The following is a 20512-nucleotide window of genomic DNA, read 5'->3' as shown; positions in this document are numbered from 1 at the left end:
ACTACTTTGTTACTAGTAACATATTGAACATTAAAATTTTATAAAATAGGCCAATATCTCACTTCAGCTTACGATAAGTCTGCTTGACTTGCCTGTAAACATAGAGCGGAAAACAGGTACAAAATAGAACTGGTGAAGCTCTTTGTAGAGACACAAGTCCTCAATATTCACTAGAATCTCTCACCGAATACAATTCGTTTAGCTTTTGAGTATAAAAAAGGCTCGGTATCAACCAAGCCTTTGAGCGATCGGATTACTTCGTAATGCGACATGTACTCTGCGATATTTCATTGACGATCAAAATCGCTTCGTCACCTTTGGTGTGGAGCACTAACATTTGGTCATCAGATAGATACCTTACACCAGAAGCCGAGCGGACCTGTTTGAGCTCAAGCTCTCTTCCGCCATCAACGGTAATCCGCGCTTTTTCCTGCTCAAAACGGGCAGCAAACTGATGGCCGTCATCACACTGATATTGGTACTCCGGCACATTGGAAGTACAGCCTCCAAGTACAAGCAAACTACCTAGTGTCAAAGTGATTTTAGCCGGAAGAGAAATCATTCTTCAGGCGCCCAAACGCGAATGTTCACGTCCAAATCCGCTGGTGCGTAAACCACAACAGGTAGCTTGCTGTTGTAACGGTAAAGGTCGCGTGTTGGCATTTGAACGAAAGTCTCTACCTTTTCCATGTCTTCAGGACAAGCCATAAGCGTAGAGATGCCGCCTGCTGGAGAAGCGTCTACTTGGTAGTAAGTGTAGCCCCAGCCTTCTAGCGAATGCTCGCTCACACTGCCGCCTAGAGAAACACGGTTACAGTCTGTTTCCATCATTTTGCCTACCACAAGCTCAACGCGCTTATCTGCTTCGTTGCTTACTGGGTCTACATAGAAAACGTGCTTCGTCATGTTCTCCATCTCTGGGAACATCTCTGCTGATGGGCGAGATACATCATTTGCTGAGTTCATTGCCGAACATCCGCTCAGTGCCAATGCACCTGCGGCCAACCAAACTGCTTTCATCGTTTTTTCCTTTTTCATATGGATGGGCATATTGTAATGGGGAATTCTGATTTAATGTGAGAGGACGGTAGGATTTGAGGCTGGCTCTCACAATTACGACGCTCTTAGCAAAATAAACGCGCGTAGTTATGCTGGCTCTGGCGATCAGCTTGCTGGTTTAGTGCGTATACTTTTCTCAATGCTCGAAAAAGGAACACGTCATGGCAAACCAGCGTAACCCCATTGAAATCAAAGCCCTCGACCACGTGGTATTGAGAACGGATAATCTCGATGCGATGCTCCGTTTCTATCGAGATCTATTGGGGTGTCCTATCGAGCGGGAGTTGCCTGACTTAGGACTGACGCAGTTACGTGCTGGCACAGCCATCATTGATTTGGTGACGGTTGAAAGTGAACTCGGCAAGTTAGGCGGTAAATCGCCAAGCCAAGATGGCCGCAACCTCGACCATTTCTGCCTGCAAATTGCGCCTTTTGAAGAGTCTGAGTTGCTTGAATATCTCCATCAACATAACGTCCACGTTGAAGAATTTGCCGAACGATATGGTGCTCAGGGCTTTGGTCGCTCTGTGTATTTAGAAGATCCAGAAGGCAATGTAGTCGAGCTTAAACCACAGAAATAACTCGTTGCTATTCTTAACTTTATTTCCTCGCCTTATCGGCTAAAAACGACTTCCAATTAAACCGTTCCGCCGTAGATTACGTATGTGTGTTCCTAAGCTTAAATAGGCAACTCTGATTAGGAACACACCATGACACTCAGCGACGACGCACTATCCAGAATCATAGAAATGGCATGGGAAGACCGAACCCCATTTGAAGCGATTGAGCATCAGTTCGGTCTGAACGAAAATGGCGTTATCAGCCTGATGCGTCGCCACCTCAAACCCCGCAGTTTCAAGCTTTGGCGACAACGTGTATCTGGACGCAACACCAAGCACTTAAAACTGCGCTCACCAGACGTGAACAGAGGCTATTGCCCAACGCAATACAAACAACGTTGAGCCCCTCATAGAGCCTTCAATTTCAAACGCTATGTGCTTAAACCATAAAGTAAGGCGCACTGTCTCGCATGAATTCCGCCATAGAGGCAAGGTAGTCCCATGTTTCTCGGTAGGTGTGGCTCATACATTGCGTGAAGGCTTGGCACAGTGACGGATCTTCTTCCAACCACTGGCTGACGTGTTGCGCCGTGTAGGAAACCTGCCTCACCTCATCATCTAAAATCTGCTGAATGGTCGGTCGCATCTCTTTCAGATACGGAATATCCGATTGGTCGATAAAACTCAGTTGAGAAACCAATAGACACCAAGAACGAAGTTCGACGGAGTGAGCTCGGAAAAGGTGGATTTTAATGTCGTCGTAAAAGTTGCTCACATTGCTGAAATCACTCGACTTTTCTTCTTGATAAACCTCGGTTTGGTAACCCGTCAATGGGATCAAACTGGCGTACATCGCTGAGTGGTTTCTGTCGTTTTGGCAGTGATGCATGATTTGCTGCTTCATTTCCCCTTGCGCATAACGATTGGCGATCATTTTGAGTCGCTCTGCGCCCTCTTCTTCGTTAATGGCATTATGCAGCAAGTAATACGCCATGGTTTGTTTGCTCTGGAATATTTCTCCGGTGAGCTTACCCATAGCTTGAGGTGTAAGTGAGGAATCGGAATGTAGATAGCTTGCAATAGAGGCTTTGTACTCTTTAGACGGCACAAAGTTATTGTCTTCTAGCAAGCTATAAAGGCTGGTCTGTAAACAATTCATGTCACCTTCCTTGATGGTGCTGCATCGCAACACGTCATGCTGACTACTAAGAAAGTGAGGTATTTATCAATACGCTCCTTAGAATGAGGTAGATTCAAGCGGAAGAGTAGAGTTTGGGAATGATTTCGGCTCGGAGCGGCTGGCCAGCGGCGAGGTTAGGACAACTCTTAATGCTTTCGTATGAATATTTAACGACCTCATTGATTTATGAAGCATATATTTTGTTACAAAACAGTTAAACGATCATTTTATAAATGTTATGTGTCGAAAATAGACAGAACGAAATGCGGGTAGGTTAACTATTGGTTTTTAAAGGAAAGTGCCTTAGTAGCGCAATTTTTCTCGCCTACAAGTTTTATAAAAGTGCCGAAAAGTAGAGTTTTAACCCTATAAAAACCGGACGGAGATCACCATCCGGTTTGATCTTATTGAGCCTAATTTGAAGAGGATGAAGCGGTTGCAGATGCTAGGGGGGTCATCTGCAACGCCCAAATCTTCTCGTTGTTAGTGACGAATGAGCCTTACTTGCCCACAAAGCCGTTGTACAACATGTATAGGTGCGCAGCACTCCAAGAGAAGTTGTTTGCGCCCTGCACTGCACCCGTTTCAGGGTTGTAGTTTTCCTGAATTGGCGTTGTTTCTGTTAAGCCTTGTGCGTTCTTGAATAGCTTATCCACCATCTGACGCGCTTCCACACCGTAACCGTAGTTGTCCATACCACGTACGCCGAAGTAGAACTGATCGAGCCACACACGACCACGCCAGTAAATGTCTGGGCCGTAAGCTGGGTTATCCATTGATGCGGTGCCAAGTGGGATCATTGGTGAGTTAAACTTGCTGGTATCAAGCATGTTCTTCACTACTTTATCCGCGTGCTCTTGCGTTGCCGCGTTGTTGAATAGTGGAGACCAACCTTCTGGACCCATGCCGCGTTTCACCAACATTGGACCTGCACATTGGTTGCTTAAGCCACCAGGTACCACTTCGATGTCGTAGTAGAAACCGGTTGATTCATCGAACATACAGCGGTTGATGTACTCTTTGGTGTCTTCCGCTTTCTCTTTAAACTCAGCCGCTTTATCTGCTTTGCCCAGTACTTCTGCAATTTGCGATAGGAACAGGTTATCTGAGTACCAGTAAGACGCTTGGTCTACCGATTCTTGCATCAGCGAGTAGCCAGACAACTTGTTCGCGTCGTTGGTGTTCTCGTTGAACTTCACTTCCCAGTCTTTCTTCGCTAGAGCCAGTTTGTCCATGTTCTCTGGCGAATCATCACGGTAAGTCACCACCGAGCCGTCTTCACCCATAACCATGTCGTAGGTGTTGTCGAATCCGTTGGTGTCGTGTGCGTAACGACCCATCTGGTCGATCACTTTAGCTTCGTCTTGTGTCGGCAGTTCAGACATACCTTGTAGGTTGTCGATAGTGTCGATAAAGCCAAATACACCCGCGTTGTCACGACCAGATTCCCAACCCGCAGCTACTTTCGCTGGGATACTCATCGCGGTGTAATCACCGGACGTTAGCAACTGGTTGTATTTCTCGACGCCAGTCTCTTTGATCCACTTGTCGCCATTCGCTTCGTCTTTGTATTGGAACTTCATGTCATCCAATGTTGCATCGTCACCCCAAGGCAATTCGCCATCTTTGTTCGGGTTCAAATCGTCTGCGAACACAGTATGAATTGGGTCTTTTGCTGCACCGTATTCAGGGATACCGTTTTTGTTTGTATCACGAGCACGTAGCCACCAATCGTGGAATGCCACCAGCTTCGGATACATCTCTTCTAGCCACTGCTTCGCTTCTTCCGGACGGTTATGCTCGTCTTTCAGTGCGGTGTACACTTCCCATACTGCCCATGCAGCTAGAGATGGTTTGGTGTTACGTTCGTTCCAGTTCAAACCGTCTGTAGCCAGTGGGAACACTTTTTTGTATTCCGCAGACATACCTTCCCAACGTTCTGCCGGCAAGTTGTAAGTCACCACGTCAAGCAAGTAACCTTCGTCCCAAGGGCGAACAGGATCGTCAGACTGCACTTGGTATTGGAATACAGTACGAATGTTTTCCATCGCCACATCTGGGTTGAAGTGAGCCATTGCGTACGCTTGTTTCCATGTATCCCACGGCCAAGTCATGTTGCCAGAGAAGTAAGGTGCAGTTACCGATGGTGTTACTGTGTCGTGGTCAATGGCACCTGCAGCACCACGCCAGTTTGCGCTCAGTGTTTCCATCGCTTTTACTGCAACGAATTCATGCTCTTTTGAAGCCGCATCGTTAGTTAGACCATTTTCTAGGTATTCTTCCCAACGCATCGCTGAATCGTGCATGTAGCCTTTTGGATCGGCCATCACGTCGTCTAACTTCGCAAACTCAGACGCTTGCTCTTCGGTGTTTTGCACGTGCGTGTAAGCCGTGTATAGCGTGATTTCTTCGCCATTACCTAGCTCTGCCGTTTGGACAAAGCCTTTCTTATCATCATCGATGGTAGACGTTTCTGGCTTGATAGAGCGCGTTACTTCAAACTTAGAGTCGCCTGAAGTCAGCAGAGACCAAGAGTCGCGAACCGCGCCAAAAGACACTTCTACGCCGTTTTCTGTCGCCGTGATTTCACGTGAGTAAGTAGGGTATGCATCTTCAACACTGCGCACTGTGCTGTCGTTGTTTTTGTATAGCTCACCATCGTCAGCACGGTAATCTTGCATCAACTCGCCGTCCCATTCGCCTTGAAGAGCCAGCTTGTTCGGGTTCTTGATGGTGGTTTTAACAAGAGACGTACGGTCGGTAACAAAGCGCATTTCAAGTTCGGCAGTGATGCCGTTATCGCCTGTGTACTCTTGAATCAGTGCGCCTGGTTGCGAGTAAGCGTCTGTTAGCTCAAGCGGCATCGCTTCACCGTCAACCATCAGTGTTAGACGGTCGAAACGTGCAGCCATGAATGACACGTATTCTTCCGTTAGCAACGCCGTACCGCCTAGGGTGATTTCGCCACCTTGAGTGTCTAGCGTGTGACCATGCCAAGAACCGTTATCGAACATAGGAATGTAGCGAAGGTGACCACCATGAAGATCACGCAGTGCCACTGGCACACCTGCACGGTCAATGGTGTTGTGGAATTCAGCCGCTTTCAGTGGCGCTTCCACATTAGAGTCATTATCACTACTGTTGCATCCGCTAAGTGTTAGAGCAACCCCGACAGCAATCGCACATAAAGAAGTCTTAAAGTGCATGTTATATCCCTCATTTATTGGCTTTTGGTCCTGATCAGGCGAAAAAAGGTCGAGACGTGCCCTGCCGAGTTTCGATGATGAAGATTCAGCCTTATTTATTTCACTTTTGGATTTGAGAAGAGATCGGTTAATTTGTCTCTTCTTCGTTTAACCTATTTAAATAACAGGTCATTAATTTTGGATAATAGTGGGTCTTTGATGCATTCATTATCAAATACACCCACTTAATATAAATTTTTTATTTTGTGATTAAATAGTCACTATTTTTCATTCGCCATCGAGATGGCTTTTAATAATTCACCGTCAATATTCGGAATCGTATCCGAAAGGAATATCTGATTGCCCGGCGTGTAGGTCATCAAGACGTTTCTCAGTCGCTTACTGCCTTCTCCGCTCTTGTTTTGCACATCAAACTCTATCAGTTTGTTGTACACCTCATTCGCCAGTTTCTCTTCCTGCTCTTCAGTGATAGCAATGCGTCCCATGCAAATCGGTGGTCGCACATCATGGCTAAACACTTCATCTCGAAAACGCTTAGCAAACAAAGTATCGAGCTTGGAGCCTTCTTCGAAAATAAAACGACCTTGGTCTTTAAAGCGGTATTGGTCATCACCTTTTAGCTCGATGTAATCCATCATTTCCAATGCCCGGAAATAAAGGGTGATCGAGGTATGGGTCAATTGGTATTTGCTCGCAATATCTTGTGGAGACCATTCCTTCCGACGCAATAAATACAAGAAATCAAACAGGTACGGATACTGGTGAAATATTTCACTGTTAATGTCGGTGATAAATTGCTCGTTTTCTTGTTGCAGCTGTTTACCACGCATGGACAATTCGACTAAATCAGTATCTAAATGAGTGGCATACGAGAGTATTTTGTCCAACCCTAAAGACGTATTGTGTAACTGTCTCTTAATGGTTGATAGAGGAATCCCCATTCCAGCAGAGAGATCGGAATAACAAATCCCTTTCTCTTTAATTTTTTCTCGTAAAGCAGCAAGTAAATACGTTGCAGAATTATTCATCTAACAATGCCTGTTTTAATTTCTTCAGCATCCCTGATGATATATTCAAGAGAATCCTACTCTTGTGATACTGGCTCCAATTATTCCCAGCACTCTTTATCAATTAAATCGGTTTCAATGATGAGACTTTTACTTGTTGTTAACTGATCAAGTTTTACTCATTGCGTTCACACTTTGACCAGCCATTTTAAGCCTTATCAGTATGGCGACGAGTATAATTGTTTTGATGCGTAAAATTAAGTTCACAAAGATTTTTAGTAAAAGTTTTCTCTCAGAAGGTTATTTTATTAGGTGAGAAGTATCAAAAAGTTGTACCCAGAGATTTATTATCGTGAGGGATCACAGAAAAATAGTGACTCACTGGTAATTTATTGAATCGATGACCAGTAAAAATCTTGTTATAAGGAGCAAGAAAGTTGGTTAAATTAACCGAGGTATTATTGAAGCGCCGTCATATTATACCCGTATTTTTCTAGCTTGCTCACATAATTTATTGGCTTGCCACCAAGGCTTATTTTTATATTCTTTTGCCACGTAAAAACTCTCTCCCGCCATCGGGGTTATCAGCTCAATGTGATCAGCTTGGCAATGTTCAATCAAGTCCTCAATGGGCTCATCCCATTTGTGCGTAAACAACTCATACGTTGCCCAGTGCACAGGTAGCAACTTCTTCGCTTGCAGATCTTTGAATGCGCGTACGGTGTGATGCGCTTGCATATGTCCCCAGTTCTCAACCGGATATCCTTGGTTGCCTTTCACATCTGCCGCGACTTCCAAACAGGCGATATCAATCGGACCGCAGCGCTGAGCAATTTGTGCAAAGTGACTATCGTACGCACTGTCGCCACTGAAATAGAGGGTCTCTTGCTGCCCTTTTACCACCCAAGATGCCCATAAGGTCGAATTCTTATCCAGATAAGTGCGCCCTGAGTTGTGATTGGCTGGCGTGCAAATCAGCTCGACGTTGGCGTAATGAACGCTCTCCCACCAATCAAATTCCACCACGTTATCAGGTCTAACGCCCCAACGAATCAAATGCTTACCGACACCGAGTGGCACGTAAAATGTTACGGATTTATCAGAATAGTAACGTATGGTCGAAGCTTCGAGGTGATCGTAATGATCATGAGAGATCACGATAACATCCGGAATCGGCAAGCTATCACGTACGGCTGTATTGGGGATATTGCGCTCAAACCATGCCTTAGCAATCAACGGCGACGCATAGTCGAATACAGGGTCAGTCAGAATGCGCACGCCATCGGTCTCAATCATCAAAGTGGAATGCCCTAGCCAAGTGACTCGCATCGCTTGTTGTCGCTGCTCAAACCGCGTCGGCTCTATCGATGAATAAGGCAACTGGTTATCGGGACTGAGCGGCGAACGTCCGCCCATGTAGGCCCAGCACACTTGCCAAAAAGACTGAGGGCTTGGCACGTTTGGCATCTTGTCTTTGACGCGTCCATGTTCAAATTGAGGTGAGTGGTTAATGCGATGCGCCAACTGCGCGTAGTAAGTGTGAGGAGTAATCAGTGATTGCGTTGCGCGCTCACGAGCCAAGTACGTGTTTTTAAGTGTCGTTTCAGACATGTCCTATCTACGTCTTGTTCACTAAACTATGGTTTTAGTTAAGCCTGCTTGTATGTCTTTTTCATGACCAAAATAGGGCGTAAGATGAAGATTAGGTTTCAGAGAAGTATTTCTGTCCTTTATCGGTCTTGATAAGGAAGAGAGAAGGAGAAAAGTTATGGTGACCTGCAGCCAATACGATTTTATTGAAATCGCCTGTATGTTTAATCTGCCCATGGAGATCACTCTCAAAAACGGTGAGAAACATCAAGGCAGCGCATTTGATACAGGCTACGATATTGAACGACAAGAGTGCTTATTTTTGGATATCGATGGCGAGCACATTTCGTTCCCAACCGAGCAATTGATTGCGATGAGAGCGCTCAAAGACAATCCGCATTTCAGTGAAGTGACCTTCGGTTAATTGCTCGAAAACCGATAGAAACGTCAGACATAAAAAAGCGCCCTTAACTGACTGAGTTAAGGGCGCTTTTGTTTGGCTTTAGAGGTTTACCTTGAGCGGATAAATATCAGCATCGGCATCATGATAACGAACATCACCCCGACCAACTGGAAGGTGTGCACAAAGGCCACCATTTGCGATTGCTGATGGAGCATGTTCTGGTATTGCTCCAATGCCGCAGGATCAGTAATCGACAACCCCTGTTTCGCAGCCCAGTCATGCAACACTGGGTTATAAGGGTTAAAGCCTTCTCCCAAAGCGTGCCATTGCTGTTGGCTGTCACGATATTGGTATGTAGTCGCGATCGAGATACCAAACGAACTACCAATGGTGCGGAACAGGTTAAAAATACTCGCCCCTGCCACTGACTGCTCTTTTGGCAATGTCATGTACGCCAGTGTCGATAAGGTCGAGAAGGTCAAACCTAAGCCCATACCTTGAATCATACTTGGCATCACGATCCAGAAGGTATCGATTTCCATTGAGTACAAGGTCATGAGGTAACTACCAATACCGATACAGGTTAGGCCAAAGACAATCTTCAACCTTGGATCGAATTGTGGGTTAATCACAATCACCAATATCAGCATACAGGCGGACGCCAGCCCCCGTGGTGCCATTAACATACCCGTGGTGGATACTGGGTAGTTCAATAAGCTTTCAAGCAACATCGGTTGTTGAGTGGTCAAGCCGAACATGGCCATCGACACTACCGCCATCATTAAGGACGAGACCATGAGGTTTTTATCCTTGAGGAGCCACAGAGGCGCGATGGGGCTCTTGGTCTTCCAACTGCGGTAGATCCACATGATTAAGCCCATGATCGCCAGCAGCACTGCGGTTTGGATAATGCGAGAGTTGAACCAGTCTTCGTCGTTACCTTTGTCGAGCACGAACTGCAACGCACCGACCCCAAGGGCCATATAACCAATGATCCACCAGTCGAAGTTCGGTTTGGATTTGTTACTGATGTGGATGTAGCGATAAATCAGCGCAGTACACACCAAGCCAAATGGCAAGTTGACGTAGAAGATCCAACGCCAGTTGATGTTGTCAGTAATCACACCGCCCACCACTGGGCCTAAAATCGGACCAAGCAAGATACCGATGGAGAAGATCGCCATCGCCTTGCCTTTTTGCTCGGAAGGGTAAATCTGAACCAATGTAGATTGCGCCAGTGGAATAACCGAAGCACCAAACGCACCTTGGATAATACGGAACACCACCATCTCTTCGAGTGAGCCCGCTTGCCCACAGAAAGCACTGGCAATCACAAAGCCGATGACGGCCACCAACATGACTTTGCGCTCACCAAATCGCGATACCCAGAAACTGGTCATCGGAATGAAGATCGCCTCAGCCATACTGTAGCCAGTTAGCACCCAAGTGATTTGGTCTGCCGTTGCGCCCAACGCGCCCATCATGTGTGAAAGCGACACGTTAGCAACGGTCATGTCTATCAGCACCATGATGGCCGAAAGCATCACGGCGACGGTGGCTATTCCCCGTTTGTCGGCCGTAATCTCGTTACTCATTGCGCGTTACTTTTCAGATCAACAGTCACTTCAGAACTTGCACCCACACGTAATTGTGGCGCACCTTCAGGCACTTCAAGCGTCAGACGCACAGGGAAACGTTGTTTGATTTTCACCCAGTTACCGGTTGCGTTTTCTGGTGGCATCAAAGAGAAAGAGGTACCACTTGCTGGCGACAACTCTTCCACTTTCGCATCCCAAACCACATCTGGATACATGTCGATCACGACTTCAGCGTGCATGCCTGCTTTGATGTGTGTTAGGTCAGTTTCTTTAAAGTTTGCGCGTACCCAGTAGCTGTCTTTCACAATCACAGGGAACAGAGTTTGGCCAATGCCGACAACAGAACCAGTATGTGTGTTGATTTCACCCGCGATACCATCGACAGGAGAAGTGATGTCGGTGTAGCTAAGGTTCAACTCAGCCTGTGCAAGTTGCGCCGCCGCTTGTTGAACAACCGCAGCTTCTGCGCCTTCTTCACCGCGGTTTGCGATTGCTTTTTCAACCGTTGCACGTGCTTGTTCTAAGCTTGCTTGAGCGTTAGCGAGTTTGTTTTTCGCAGTATCCAAATCTTGATCAGACGCTAATTTGCGTTTCACTAATGAGTTAGTACGTTTGTACTCCAACTGCGCTTCGGTCAGGTTAGAACGCGCCGCATCCAATCCCGCCACCGCTTCAGTCACTTGCTTGTCGGCCACATCGTGTTGTTGAACCGCCAATTGGTAAGCCGCTTTGGCTTGTTTGACTGCAAGCAGGTAAGGACGAGAATCAATCTTTAATAGCAGATCGCCTTTGTTCACCACTTGGAAATCTTTGGCTTCTACTGAGATCACTTGGCCTTGAACCTGAGGAGCGACTGACAGGATTTTAGCTCTTACATAGGCATCTTCCGTACTCGGATGACTGTCAGAATATTGCCAAGACCAGTACATCGCACCGAAGCCGATAGCACAAACGAGAAGGAAAAGGATTTTGGTCAGTTTGGATTTCGAAGAGGATTTCTTCGCGATATCGTCGCTCATTTATATTGTCCAAGTGTTCAATTATGTGATCAGTGTAGGATTTTTCCGCTTTCGAACAACAAGATGATCTGAAAGGTTAAGATCCGATTTTGAGCGTTGATAATTTGTTCAAATGATGCGCAAAGATATTCACACTCTAATCGTGCATAAAGTATAGAAGACGCTAATCATTCCGCGACTTAGACAATCACATTGGCGAATATTCCAGACAGAAAAAAGCCCCGTTAGTCTTAACTCCAACAGGGCTTTATGGTTATTTATCTTTAATTATCAATGTGCTGCAGAAAGCTGGGCAGTTACTCTTCGACGTTGTAGCCAAATCACAACACCAAACAGCAACATTGCCGGAATCCACATCCACTCTTTGCGATAACGCTCAACAGGCACACGTACATCGACAATTTGTTGGTCGAACTGCAATCCTGCAGCCTCTGCTGGGCTAGCAAAGCTAACGATATCAATCAGGGTTCGTTCACCTTGCTGATAGGTAGCGATACCCAATGCGTCCAGCTTATCTTGTCCGGTTTCCCCTTCAGGAACCGACAACAACACCGAGAATTCACGCATCTTACCGACCGCATCTTCACCGCTGATGCGCATTCTCAGCACACCGCCCTCTTCTAGCGGCTCAAGCGTTTGTGCCAACTGGGCAGGATTGCTCGACTGATACGGGTCCACCACCATGTCGATCCAGAACCCTGGACGGAACAGAGTAAAGGCCACCAGCAAAAGCAAAACGCCTTCGTACCAACGGTTACGAGTCAGGAACCAACCTTGCGTCGCCGCTGCGAATATCAACATCGCAATGGTAGAGATAACAAAGATGGCGATACCGTGCGCCCAATCGACATCAATCAACAACAAATCCGTATTGAAGATAAATAGGAACGGCAACGCTGCGGTTCTTAGACTGTAGTAAAACGCGGTTAAGCCCGTCTTGATTGGATCGCCTTTCGACACCGCTGCTGCAGCAAACGAAGCCAGACCCACTGGCGGCGTTACATCCGCCATGATGCCGAAGTAAAACACAAACAAGTGCACCGCAATTAACGGTACGATCAAACCATGTTGTTGACCCAGCGTGACGATAACAGGTGCTAGCAAGCTCGATACCACGATGTAGTTAGCCGTAGTTGGTAAGCCCATGCCTAGAATCAAGCTCAATACGGCGGTAAGCATCAGCATGAGTAGCAAGTTGCCCATCGACAACATCTCAACCAAATCAGCCAATACTAAGCCAACACCCGTTTGCGATACCGCCCCAACGATTACGCCTGCGGTGGCGGTCGCGATACCAATGCCGATCATGTTTCGCGCACCAGCAATCAAGCCTTCACGCAAATCAATGCAACCGTCTTTAAAGTTGCCGTAATCGTGTTTGCCGTCTTTACGCATCCAAGTCAGCAGAGGACGTTGAGTCAAAACGATCACCACCAGAATCACACTACCCCAAAAAGCAGACAGCCCCGGAGACAAACGCTCAATCATCAAACACCACACCAACACCACCACAGGCAGTAGGTAGTGCAAGCCAGACAACAAGACTGCGCGCGTATTTGGTAACTGTTCTAGCGGAGCATCTGGGTCTTCTTCAGGTAGCGGCTCATTGCTTGCGGCGACTTTTAGCAGCGCCAAGTACACCACTGCAAGAATCAACGCCATCCCCGGTAGAACAAAGTCACCCAATACTGGCTTCAACCATCCTAAGCCGTAGTAGACCGACATCGACAAACCAGAAATCAACGCCGCACCAAATGCAAAACCCGTGAGTCTTGCTAGCCAAGGTTTTGAACGTGCGGCATCAATCGGCTGCATGCCCAATTTGAGCGCTTCTAAATGAACAATATAAAGCAGGGCAATGTAAGAAATAGCAGCAGGTAAGAAGGCGTGCTTGATGATCTCAACATAAGGAATGCCGACATATTCCACCATCAAAAACGCCGCAGCGCCCATAACAGGTGGCATAATTTGCCCATTCACCGATGACGCCACTTCCACTGCACCGGCTTTCTCCGGAGAGAAACCCACTTTACGCATCATAGGAATAGTGAACGTACCCGTGGTCACTACATTGGCGATAGACGAACCCGAAATCAAACCCGTTAAACCAGAGGCAACGACGGCCGCTTTTGCAGGGCCACCACGCAAGTGCCCCAACATGCTAAATGCCAATTGAATGAAGTAGTGCCCTGCTCCAGCGCGTTCCAACAACGCACCGAACAGAACAAACAAGAATACAAAGCTGGTCGATACGCCAAGTGCAATACCAAACACACCTTCTGTAGTGATCCACTGGTGGTTAGCTAGCGCATCCAACTGCACGCCACGGTGGGACAATAAACCGGGCATGTATGGGCCTGCCAAGCTGTAGCCGATAAACACCAACGCTATCACAGGCAACGCAGGGCCCAATACTCGACGCGCCGCTTCTAAAAGCAGAGGCAAACCAATCAATGCGGTAATAAAGTCTTCAGTGGTTAAGCTGCCTGGACGTTGTGCTAGTGCTTCGTACATAACAAACAAGTACAGCGAAGAGGCACAAGCAATCAAACCCAACATGATGTCGAAGGCAGGAACACGGTCGCGTGGGGAGCGCTTAAAAGCAGGGAAGACAAGGAAGGCAAGCAACAAGGCAAAGCCAAGGTGAATGGCGCGCGTTTCGGTGTCGTTCATCACACCGAAGCCAACAATAAAGGGCAGCGGAGACGCTATCCAAAGTTGAAACAGAGACCAAAGTAACGCCAAACCTGCAATCAGCTTTTCCATGATTCCGGTTGGCAGGCGAGCACCCACATCTTGGGCAATCAGTTCTTCTGCCGACAGCTCACTCGGATGCGTATCAGCATGGGACGTGGAGATCGTCTTATCCATAATTTTCTCACAAACAACAGAGAAGCAAGCGCTGCGAATCCATCACAGCGCTTGCTAAAAATTGAAGGTTCTAAGAGTTACTTACAACCAGCCGCGCTCTTTGTAGTAGCGCACCGCACCTTCATGCAGTGGTGCAGACAGACCCACTTCAATCATTTCTGATTCTTTCAGGTCTTTAAATGCTGGATGCAGACGCTTGAAGCGGTCTAGGTTGTCGAACACAGATTTCGTCAGTTGGTACACCAACTCAGGATCAGTTTCTGCTGTGGTTGAGAGCACCGCTTTGCCGCCGATAGATTGCGTATCGTTCGGGTTGCCACGGTACATTCCGCCCGGGATGGTGGCTTTGGTGAAGTACGCACGCTCGGCAAGTAACTTGTCGATTTCAGGACCAGTCACTGGCACTAACACGGCATCCGTTGTGGTTGAGGCTTCTTGAATCGCGCCGTTTGGGTGGCCAACAAAGTAGCTCATTGCATCGATGTTGTTGTCACTCATTGCGGAAGCTTGTTCTGCAGGTTTTAGATCCGATACCAAGCTGAACACATCTTGTGACCAGCCTTTTGCTTGCATCACTTGCTCAAACGTGTCGCGTTGACCAGAACCAGGGTTACCAATGTTGACGCGCTTGCCTTTCAAATCGTCGAAATTAGTGATGCCCGCGTCTTTACGCGCAAGAATGGTGAACACTTCACTTTGTAGTGAGAAAACGGCACGAATGTCCGTCATTGGTTGGTTATTTTGGAAAGGAGCCACACCTTCTAGGGCTTTGTATTGGTGATCTGACTGCATGATGCCGAAGTTATATTCGCCACTGCGCAAACCATTGACGTTTGCCACGCCACCACCACTGGCTGGTGCATTACATTTAATGCTGTGGTCTGCCGCACCACGGTTTACAAAACGACAAATCGATTGACCTGCCACGTAATAAACACCCGTTTGACCACCCGTGCCGATAGTAATAAATTTCTCTGCCGCACTTATTTTCTCACTGTATGAGAACAATGATACTGCCGAAGCAAATACTGCAATGAGTGTGGTTCCTTTCATTTTAAGTTCTTCCTGTCTATCGATTGAAAAATAAAGACATTTTTCTCAGCTAACGACAGCAAAACTGAAAAATACTCGCGTAAAATTTCCACGCTTTACGAGTAATTTTCCTTAGTCAGCCAGTCCTTAGCTTCATTTTGTAATATTTATTTTGACGTTCGATTAATAATTAACCGAATGCTTGTCATCGAATTTATCAGAACAATTTCAAAACCTAGCTATAGTAATTTTTCGCTTTTCTCAGCAATCGAGAATTAACAGAAAATTCATTTTTTAATCGATGCGTTTACAAATAGAAAAATCATAGAAATAGGAGGAGAAAGGAGAGATGAGAAGAAGAGAAAATGAAATAAAAAAAAGAGGGGCAATCCCCGCAACTGCCCCTAAAAGTCATGCCAATAATATTGTTGTTCTTTTGCTACTGCTTTTTCTTAGAACTTGTACCCGCCACTGATCATGAATACCCAAGGGTTGATTTCAACGTCAGTTTTTTGTTTCGCGCCACCCGCTTTGTAGGTCGCTTCTGTTTCAATGTTTGCGTACCACGCCGATGCGTTTAGGAACCATTTATCGTTGATCATGTAGTCAACACCAACGTTTGCAGCTAGACCGAATGAATCATCCAATTTCAGATCAGAAAGACCTGCGCCTTTACCTGTACCGTTAAAGCCTTCATCAAAGAAGATGGTGTAGTTTAGACCCGCACCCACGTATGGGCGGAATTTGCTTTGTGAGTCACCAAAGTAGTACTGAACCATCACTGTTGGTGGCAGGTGTTTGGTCTCGCCGATGTCACCAAGGCCAAATAGATCTGTAGAAATATCATGGCTAAATGGGGTTGCAGCAAGCACTTCTAAGCTGATGTTGTCGGTAAACATGTAACCGAACGTCAAGCCCAGCTGCGTGTTGGAATCCACTTTAAGCTCTTCTTGAGAACCTAGGATTTTGTCACTGCTGTCATTTGGTACAACGGATGCCGCACCAACACGTAGAATGAAGTCACCTTCACTGTGAGCGAAAACACTTGGAGACACTAACGCAGCAACCACTGCTAAACTGCAGATTGTTTTTTTCATTGTTATTTCCTTTTGTAGGGCTTTGTTTCTTTTTGTACTCAGCTGCGCTCTTCCCTTTCGGGCAGTTCCTTAATGAATCCAAAACCTTGAAGCACGCGAGTATCACTATTTTCTTGAGCTGCGCGCAATCTAGCATATAGAAACCCTACTATTTTGATGGAAATCAATTTGTGAAAAATATAGCTTTTCCGTATACAAAAACGCCAAATTGATCAACAAATTATGCAAATAGGACACAATCCTGTAATGCAAACTGTGCGTGTGAGAAGCGTGCGTCGCAGTTCTCATTCCGCATCTTCTGAGAGCTCCTGTGCTCAACAAAACTTTTTTCTCGATATGCTCGGGTTATTTTCAAAAAACACCCACTTTAAATCGCCAATTTGACCGCTTAAATTGGCGACTTTCGGCCTTTGTAAACCACTGAAATACAACAAGTTATATTTCTGGAAAATCAGTCACTTAGGGTGTTAGTCTGCTTCCAACCGAACAAGGAAAAGATAAAAAGCCATGATTAAGACCGATATCACTTTCGAACAGGAAGACTTTTCTCATCACGATTTGCAAAACACCACTTTTGAAAACTGCCGCTTTTATCAGTGCAATTTCGACCACGCCGATATGAGTGATGCAAAGTTTATTGATTGCCGTTTTATCCAGCCGAGCGACATAGAAGGCTGCAGTTTCCGTTATGCCAAGCTCAAAGACGCCAGCTTTAGCAACTGCATGTTGGCCATGTCTCAGTTCAATGGTGCGGATTGCGTCGGCATCGAACTGCGCAAATGCGATTTGAAAGGCGCAAACTTTCAAAGTGCCAACTTCGCTAATCGCGTCAGCAATACCGTATTCTTTTGTATCGCCTACATTACGGGCTGCAACTTGGCTTACACCAACTTTGAGCGCGCACTGCTAGAGAAATGCGACCTGTTTGAAAACCGATGGAACGGCGCCAATTTGATGGGCGCGAGCTTTAAAGGCTCTGACTTATCGAGAGGAGAATTCAGTCGAGAACAATGGGGCAGCTTTAATATAGAAGAGAGCGATCTTACCCACGTCGACTTAGAAGGTTTGGACATTCGCCGCGTCTCTTTATACGGTGTTAAGATCTGCGACTGGCAGCAAGAACAACTGCTCGCACCATTTGGACTGATCGTTATTTAGGAAGCATTATGAATCTGTTTAAAGACCTACCCAGTGATCTCAGTGAAGAAGTGTTCGAAGATTTACTCACGCATAAACAGCTGCGCATCGAGCGTATTGTCTCAAAGGGGCAAACCACGCCAGAGGGCGAATGGTACGATCAAGAAGAACATGAGTGGGTGGTGGTGCTGCAAGGCGCTGGTGAACTGACTTATGAAGATGGATCTGTAAAACGTTTAGAAGCCGGTGACCACATCAACATTCCGGCGCATACAAAGCATCGCGTCAGTTGGACAGATCCAGAACAAGAGACGATTTGGCTGGCGGTTTTCTACAGTTAGATTTTCGACTTTCGAGTTATTCCGAGGAGCAGGTAAAGAAAAACGGGGGAAAGAAACCCTAACTTTCCCCATGTGCGCAATAAAGGGTCTAGGTGAGGCGCAAAAGAAATTGAAGTCATGACTCCGAGCCAGTCTCCCAACCGTTACTCAGAAATGAACCTAGTCATCACTTCAATGTTCATGGATAAAAACGTGTTATTGGCGTGAGAGTGTGTTTTGCTTGCGGTTGTATTCGAATCGATGGCTTTGCTCAACGGTGTCTTTGACTTCTAGCCCTTCCATCATCGTTGTGCCTTTCTCCAGTCGAACTTGATCACTGTTCAAGTCCACTATCAGCTCATCATATTGGCTTTTTTCACCATTATCGTCGTACTGCAAACGCACCTTGTACGTGCCTTTGCTTGCATCATATTCAGCTTGATAACCTTGGTTGAATGCTTCAATCGCAATGCCTTCTGGATACACCACCATGTCAACACGCGTTGGTGCTTCGGTGAATTTATAGGTTGAGATACCAAAACGGGTTTCGATGATGTCCGCTTCATAAAAGAAGTGTTCAATCTCGTTTGATGAGCTGACCATCACCATTTCAGGTGTTAGGCGCATCAAGTGAAACTCAAAAATCAGAGAGGTTTTGTTGTCACCAACATTAGGGACTAGAGCTTCCAACTCCGCGAGGGTACTCACATTAAAATCACGCAAAATGTTTAATGAGAGTCGATCGAGCGTGTAAGTCACTTTGCGAGACAAGTTCTCGGCCTCAAAGCCCAGCAAGTCATCGCTGATGGTGTCGGTAATCGAACGATGCAGCAGATCGATACCGTCTACCTCATAGTTCGCTCTGTGATCTTTAAACTTAGGCACAGAGTCTGTCGTTATTCCTTCGCCACCACAGCCACTCAGTGCAAACATCACCGCAATACTCGCTATTGCTTTATGCATCTATACACGCTCCTTTACCAAGACGGCGGCAGTGTAACGATTGCGGCAACGAGTTGATGTAAGCGTATGTAAGACGGGCTTATTATTACAACTAAGTAAAAGTCATTTGAATTTTTATGGGATTATCATTTTATTCGACATCAATATACTAGCCCCATTCCAAATTAACCGATGACGAACGATAACAATGAGCTGGTTTTTCTTACTTTTAGGCGTGGGCGCAGAAGCCCTTTCACACGTTGCACTTAAAGCCACTGATGGCTTTAGCAAACCGCTGCCTGCAACCCTTGTACTAGTTGGTCACTTGGCTGCTTTTGTCTGTTTGGCGCAGGCGATGAAAGGCGGCATGCCAGTTGGCATTGTTCACGCTCTTTGGGCAGGTTTGGCAATTGTATCGGTGACGTTAATCTCGCAATTGGTTTACCGCCAACACATGGATACTAGCCTTTGGATTGGCATGGCACTTATCGCAGCGGGCGTGATGGTGATAAACTTCTCTCACGGACACGCACACTAAACCATAAGGCAGCGGATTGTCAGATAGCCAAAAGCCCTCTCTCGCACTGTTTGATTTTGATGGCACCATCACCGATGAGGATATGTTTAGCGCCTTCCTCCACTATTCTGTTTTTGGCCTGCGCAAGTGGGTCGGAAACGTTGTGATTCTGCCGTTCTATGCGCTCTACAAAGCAGGAGTTATCCCTGCTAAACGAATGCGCCCTATCGCCAGTTTCATCGCCTTTGCAGGAAGAAGAACGCGAGACGTTGAAGCGTTAGGAGCCCAGTTTGCAAAAGAGGTGATTACAAAACACATTCGCCCAGAAGCCCAAGCGAAACTGGAATGGCATCAAGCGCGAGGCGACACCATTGTCGTTGTCTCAGCATCACTTAACGCCTACTTAAGACCGTGGAGCCAAACGCACGGCTACCAATTACTTTGTAGTGAGTTACTCGGCGAAAGTGAACGCATTAATGGTCGTTACCAAAGTGGCGATTGCAGTTTGGAAAGAAAGGTCGAGCGTGTTCAACGCGCTTTCGACTTGAGCCAATACGAGACGATTTACGCTTACGGCGACACCCACGAAGACATTCCGATGCTCAAATTAGCCAGCCATGCGATGATGAATTGGCAACCTTGGCAAAGCGAAAACAACCTGAATTAAAACAGAAAACCGGCTTTGTTGCTTAATTCGGTGGGAAGACATGGCAGCCTAAAGTTGTTCAGTTCTTAAGCAATATACTGAGTTTCAGGCATACCAAGTCCTGTAAGTTTGTTCAGCGCTTTGATCATTGCGTAAGTCTCGCCAACCTGAGCATTGTAATTTCTTAGGCTTAATTTCCCACCTAGCAGCTGTTTTACTCGGTACATTGCTGTCTCTGATAGTGAGCGCTTGTGATAGCCATACCGCTTTTTCCACTTCTTGTTGGAGCCGTAGAGCTTTTGACAACCTACTGCTAAATTGCGAGGGT

General features: G+C 46.5%; 19 protein-coding genes and 1 pseudogene. 7 read left to right on the top strand and 13 right to left on the bottom strand.

Going from position 1 to position 20512, the window contains the following annotated elements; genetic code table 11:
* Positions 1 to 253: 253 nt before the first annotated feature.
* Together ATB78_RS25175 and ATB78_RS25170 are read right to left on the bottom strand one after the other, a co-directional pair.
* The gene (locus ATB78_RS25175; protein WP_043883155.1) at positions 254 to 562 is read right to left on the bottom strand and encodes an MliC family protein; all 309 of its coding nucleotides are present in this window, start codon (positions 560 to 562) and stop codon (positions 254 to 256) included.
* On the bottom strand, positions 559 to 1020 hold the full coding sequence (locus tag ATB78_RS25170) for an ecotin family protein (protein ID WP_061010923.1): 462 nt from the start codon (positions 1018 to 1020) through the stop codon (positions 559 to 561). Before ATB78_RS25170 ends, ATB78_RS25175 begins: the two co-directional genes overlap by 4 nt.
* Before the next feature lie 200 nt (positions 1021 to 1220).
* On the opposite strand from ATB78_RS25170, the gene ATB78_RS25165 reads away from it, so the two are divergent.
* Together ATB78_RS25165 and ATB78_RS25160 are read left to right on the top strand one after the other, a co-directional pair.
* Entirely contained in the window at positions 1221 to 1640 is a 420-nt protein-coding gene (locus tag ATB78_RS25165) for a VOC family protein (RefSeq protein ID WP_005428272.1), read from the top strand.
* A 129-nt stretch (positions 1641 to 1769) separates the two neighbouring features.
* Positions 1770 to 2021, top strand: coding sequence for a TIGR03643 family protein (locus ATB78_RS25160; protein ID WP_005428362.1), 252 nt, complete (start codon positions 1770 to 1772; stop codon positions 2019 to 2021).
* Between the two features lie 37 nt (positions 2022 to 2058).
* On the opposite strand, the gene ATB78_RS25155 is transcribed toward ATB78_RS25160, so the two are convergent.
* The 4 genes from ATB78_RS25155 to ATB78_RS25140 form a co-directional block, all read right to left on the bottom strand.
* Positions 2059 to 2778 carry a hypothetical protein gene (locus ATB78_RS25155; RefSeq protein WP_061010922.1) on the bottom strand — a complete coding sequence of 240 codons (720 nt, stop codon included), beginning with the start codon at positions 2776 to 2778 and terminating at the stop codon, positions 2059 to 2061.
* A 521-nt stretch (positions 2779 to 3299) separates the two neighbouring features.
* Entirely contained in the window at positions 3300 to 6005 is a 2706-nt protein-coding gene (gene ygjK, locus ATB78_RS25150) for an alpha-glucosidase (protein WP_061010921.1), read from the bottom strand.
* A gap of 260 nt (positions 6006 to 6265) precedes the next feature.
* A complete protein-coding gene (locus tag ATB78_RS25145) occupies positions 6266 to 7033 on the bottom strand; it encodes a transcriptional regulator (protein WP_032802841.1) in 768 nt (255 codons plus the stop codon).
* 456 nt (positions 7034 to 7489) lie between these two features.
* Complete coding sequence (locus ATB78_RS25140; RefSeq protein WP_061010920.1) at positions 7490 to 8623, bottom strand: MBL fold metallo-hydrolase; 1134 nt, start codon at positions 8621 to 8623, stop codon at positions 7490 to 7492.
* Positions 8624 to 8780: 157 nt separating this feature from the next.
* Here ATB78_RS25140 and ATB78_RS25135 point away from each other — a divergent pair, with 157 nt between their 5' ends.
* The gene (locus ATB78_RS25135) at positions 8781 to 9026 is read left to right on the top strand and encodes a Rho-binding antiterminator (RefSeq protein WP_061010919.1); all 246 of its coding nucleotides are present in this window, start codon (positions 8781 to 8783) and stop codon (positions 9024 to 9026) included.
* Between the two features lie 86 nt (positions 9027 to 9112).
* Here ATB78_RS25135 and ATB78_RS25130 read toward each other — a convergent pair whose 3' ends face one another.
* The 5 genes from ATB78_RS25130 to ompW all read right to left on the bottom strand — a co-directional run bounded on the left by ATB78_RS25130 (position 9113) and on the right by ompW (position 16622).
* Positions 9113 to 10600, bottom strand: coding sequence for an MDR family MFS transporter (locus tag ATB78_RS25130; RefSeq protein ID WP_005434843.1), 1488 nt, complete (start codon positions 10598 to 10600; stop codon positions 9113 to 9115).
* A complete protein-coding gene (locus ATB78_RS25125; protein ID WP_009706795.1) occupies positions 10597 to 11622 on the bottom strand; it encodes an HlyD family secretion protein in 1026 nt (341 codons plus the stop codon). Before ATB78_RS25125 ends, ATB78_RS25130 begins: the two co-directional genes overlap by 4 nt.
* Before the next feature lie 270 nt (positions 11623 to 11892).
* Positions 11893 to 14493 (bottom strand): TRAP transporter permease, encoded by a 2601-nt coding sequence (locus ATB78_RS25120; RefSeq protein ID WP_061010918.1) that lies wholly within the window; start codon positions 14491 to 14493, stop codon positions 11893 to 11895.
* Between the two features lie 81 nt (positions 14494 to 14574).
* Positions 14575 to 15546: a TAXI family TRAP transporter solute-binding subunit gene (locus ATB78_RS25115; RefSeq protein ID WP_020195112.1), complete on the bottom strand. Its 972-nt coding sequence runs from the start codon at positions 15544 to 15546 to the stop codon at positions 14575 to 14577.
* A gap of 431 nt (positions 15547 to 15977) precedes the next feature.
* Positions 15978 to 16622, bottom strand: coding sequence for an outer membrane protein OmpW (gene ompW, locus ATB78_RS25110; protein WP_061010917.1), 645 nt, complete (start codon positions 16620 to 16622; stop codon positions 15978 to 15980).
* Between the two features lie 507 nt (positions 16623 to 17129).
* Between ompW and ATB78_RS25105 the strand changes: the two genes are divergently transcribed.
* Positions 17130 to 17780, top strand: a complete 651-nt coding sequence (locus tag ATB78_RS25105; protein ID WP_061010916.1) for a Qnr family pentapeptide repeat protein — start codon at positions 17130 to 17132, stop codon at positions 17778 to 17780.
* Between the two features lie 8 nt (positions 17781 to 17788).
* Positions 17789 to 18100, top strand: coding sequence for a cupin domain-containing protein (locus ATB78_RS25100; protein ID WP_061010915.1), 312 nt, complete (start codon positions 17789 to 17791; stop codon positions 18098 to 18100).
* 195 nt (positions 18101 to 18295) lie between these two features.
* Here ATB78_RS25100 and ATB78_RS25095 read toward each other — a convergent pair whose 3' ends face one another.
* The gene (locus tag ATB78_RS25095; RefSeq protein ID WP_061010914.1) at positions 18296 to 19042 is read right to left on the bottom strand and encodes a hypothetical protein; all 747 of its coding nucleotides are present in this window, start codon (positions 19040 to 19042) and stop codon (positions 18296 to 18298) included.
* A 187-nt stretch (positions 19043 to 19229) separates the two neighbouring features.
* Between ATB78_RS25095 and ATB78_RS25090 the strand changes: the two genes are divergently transcribed.
* A complete protein-coding gene (locus tag ATB78_RS25090; RefSeq protein ID WP_005434828.1) occupies positions 19230 to 19559 on the top strand; it encodes a multidrug efflux SMR transporter in 330 nt (109 codons plus the stop codon).
* A gap of 16 nt (positions 19560 to 19575) precedes the next feature.
* Positions 19576 to 20205, top strand: a complete 630-nt coding sequence (locus ATB78_RS25085; protein ID WP_061010913.1) for an HAD family hydrolase — start codon at positions 19576 to 19578, stop codon at positions 20203 to 20205.
* 65 nt (positions 20206 to 20270) lie between these two features.
* Here the strand turns inward: ATB78_RS25085 and ATB78_RS25080 are convergent.
* Positions 20271 to 20512 (bottom strand): annotated as a pseudogene (locus ATB78_RS25080) (IS5/IS1182 family transposase); the annotation flags it as partial.

The organism is Vibrio sp. CUB2 (assembly GCF_001557945.1).
In the GTDB taxonomy this organism is placed as follows: domain Bacteria; phylum Pseudomonadota; class Gammaproteobacteria; order Enterobacterales; family Vibrionaceae; genus Vibrio; species Vibrio owensii.
Note: the sequence above shows the minus strand (reverse complement) of the source record. Positions and strands in the feature narration are given on the sequence as shown.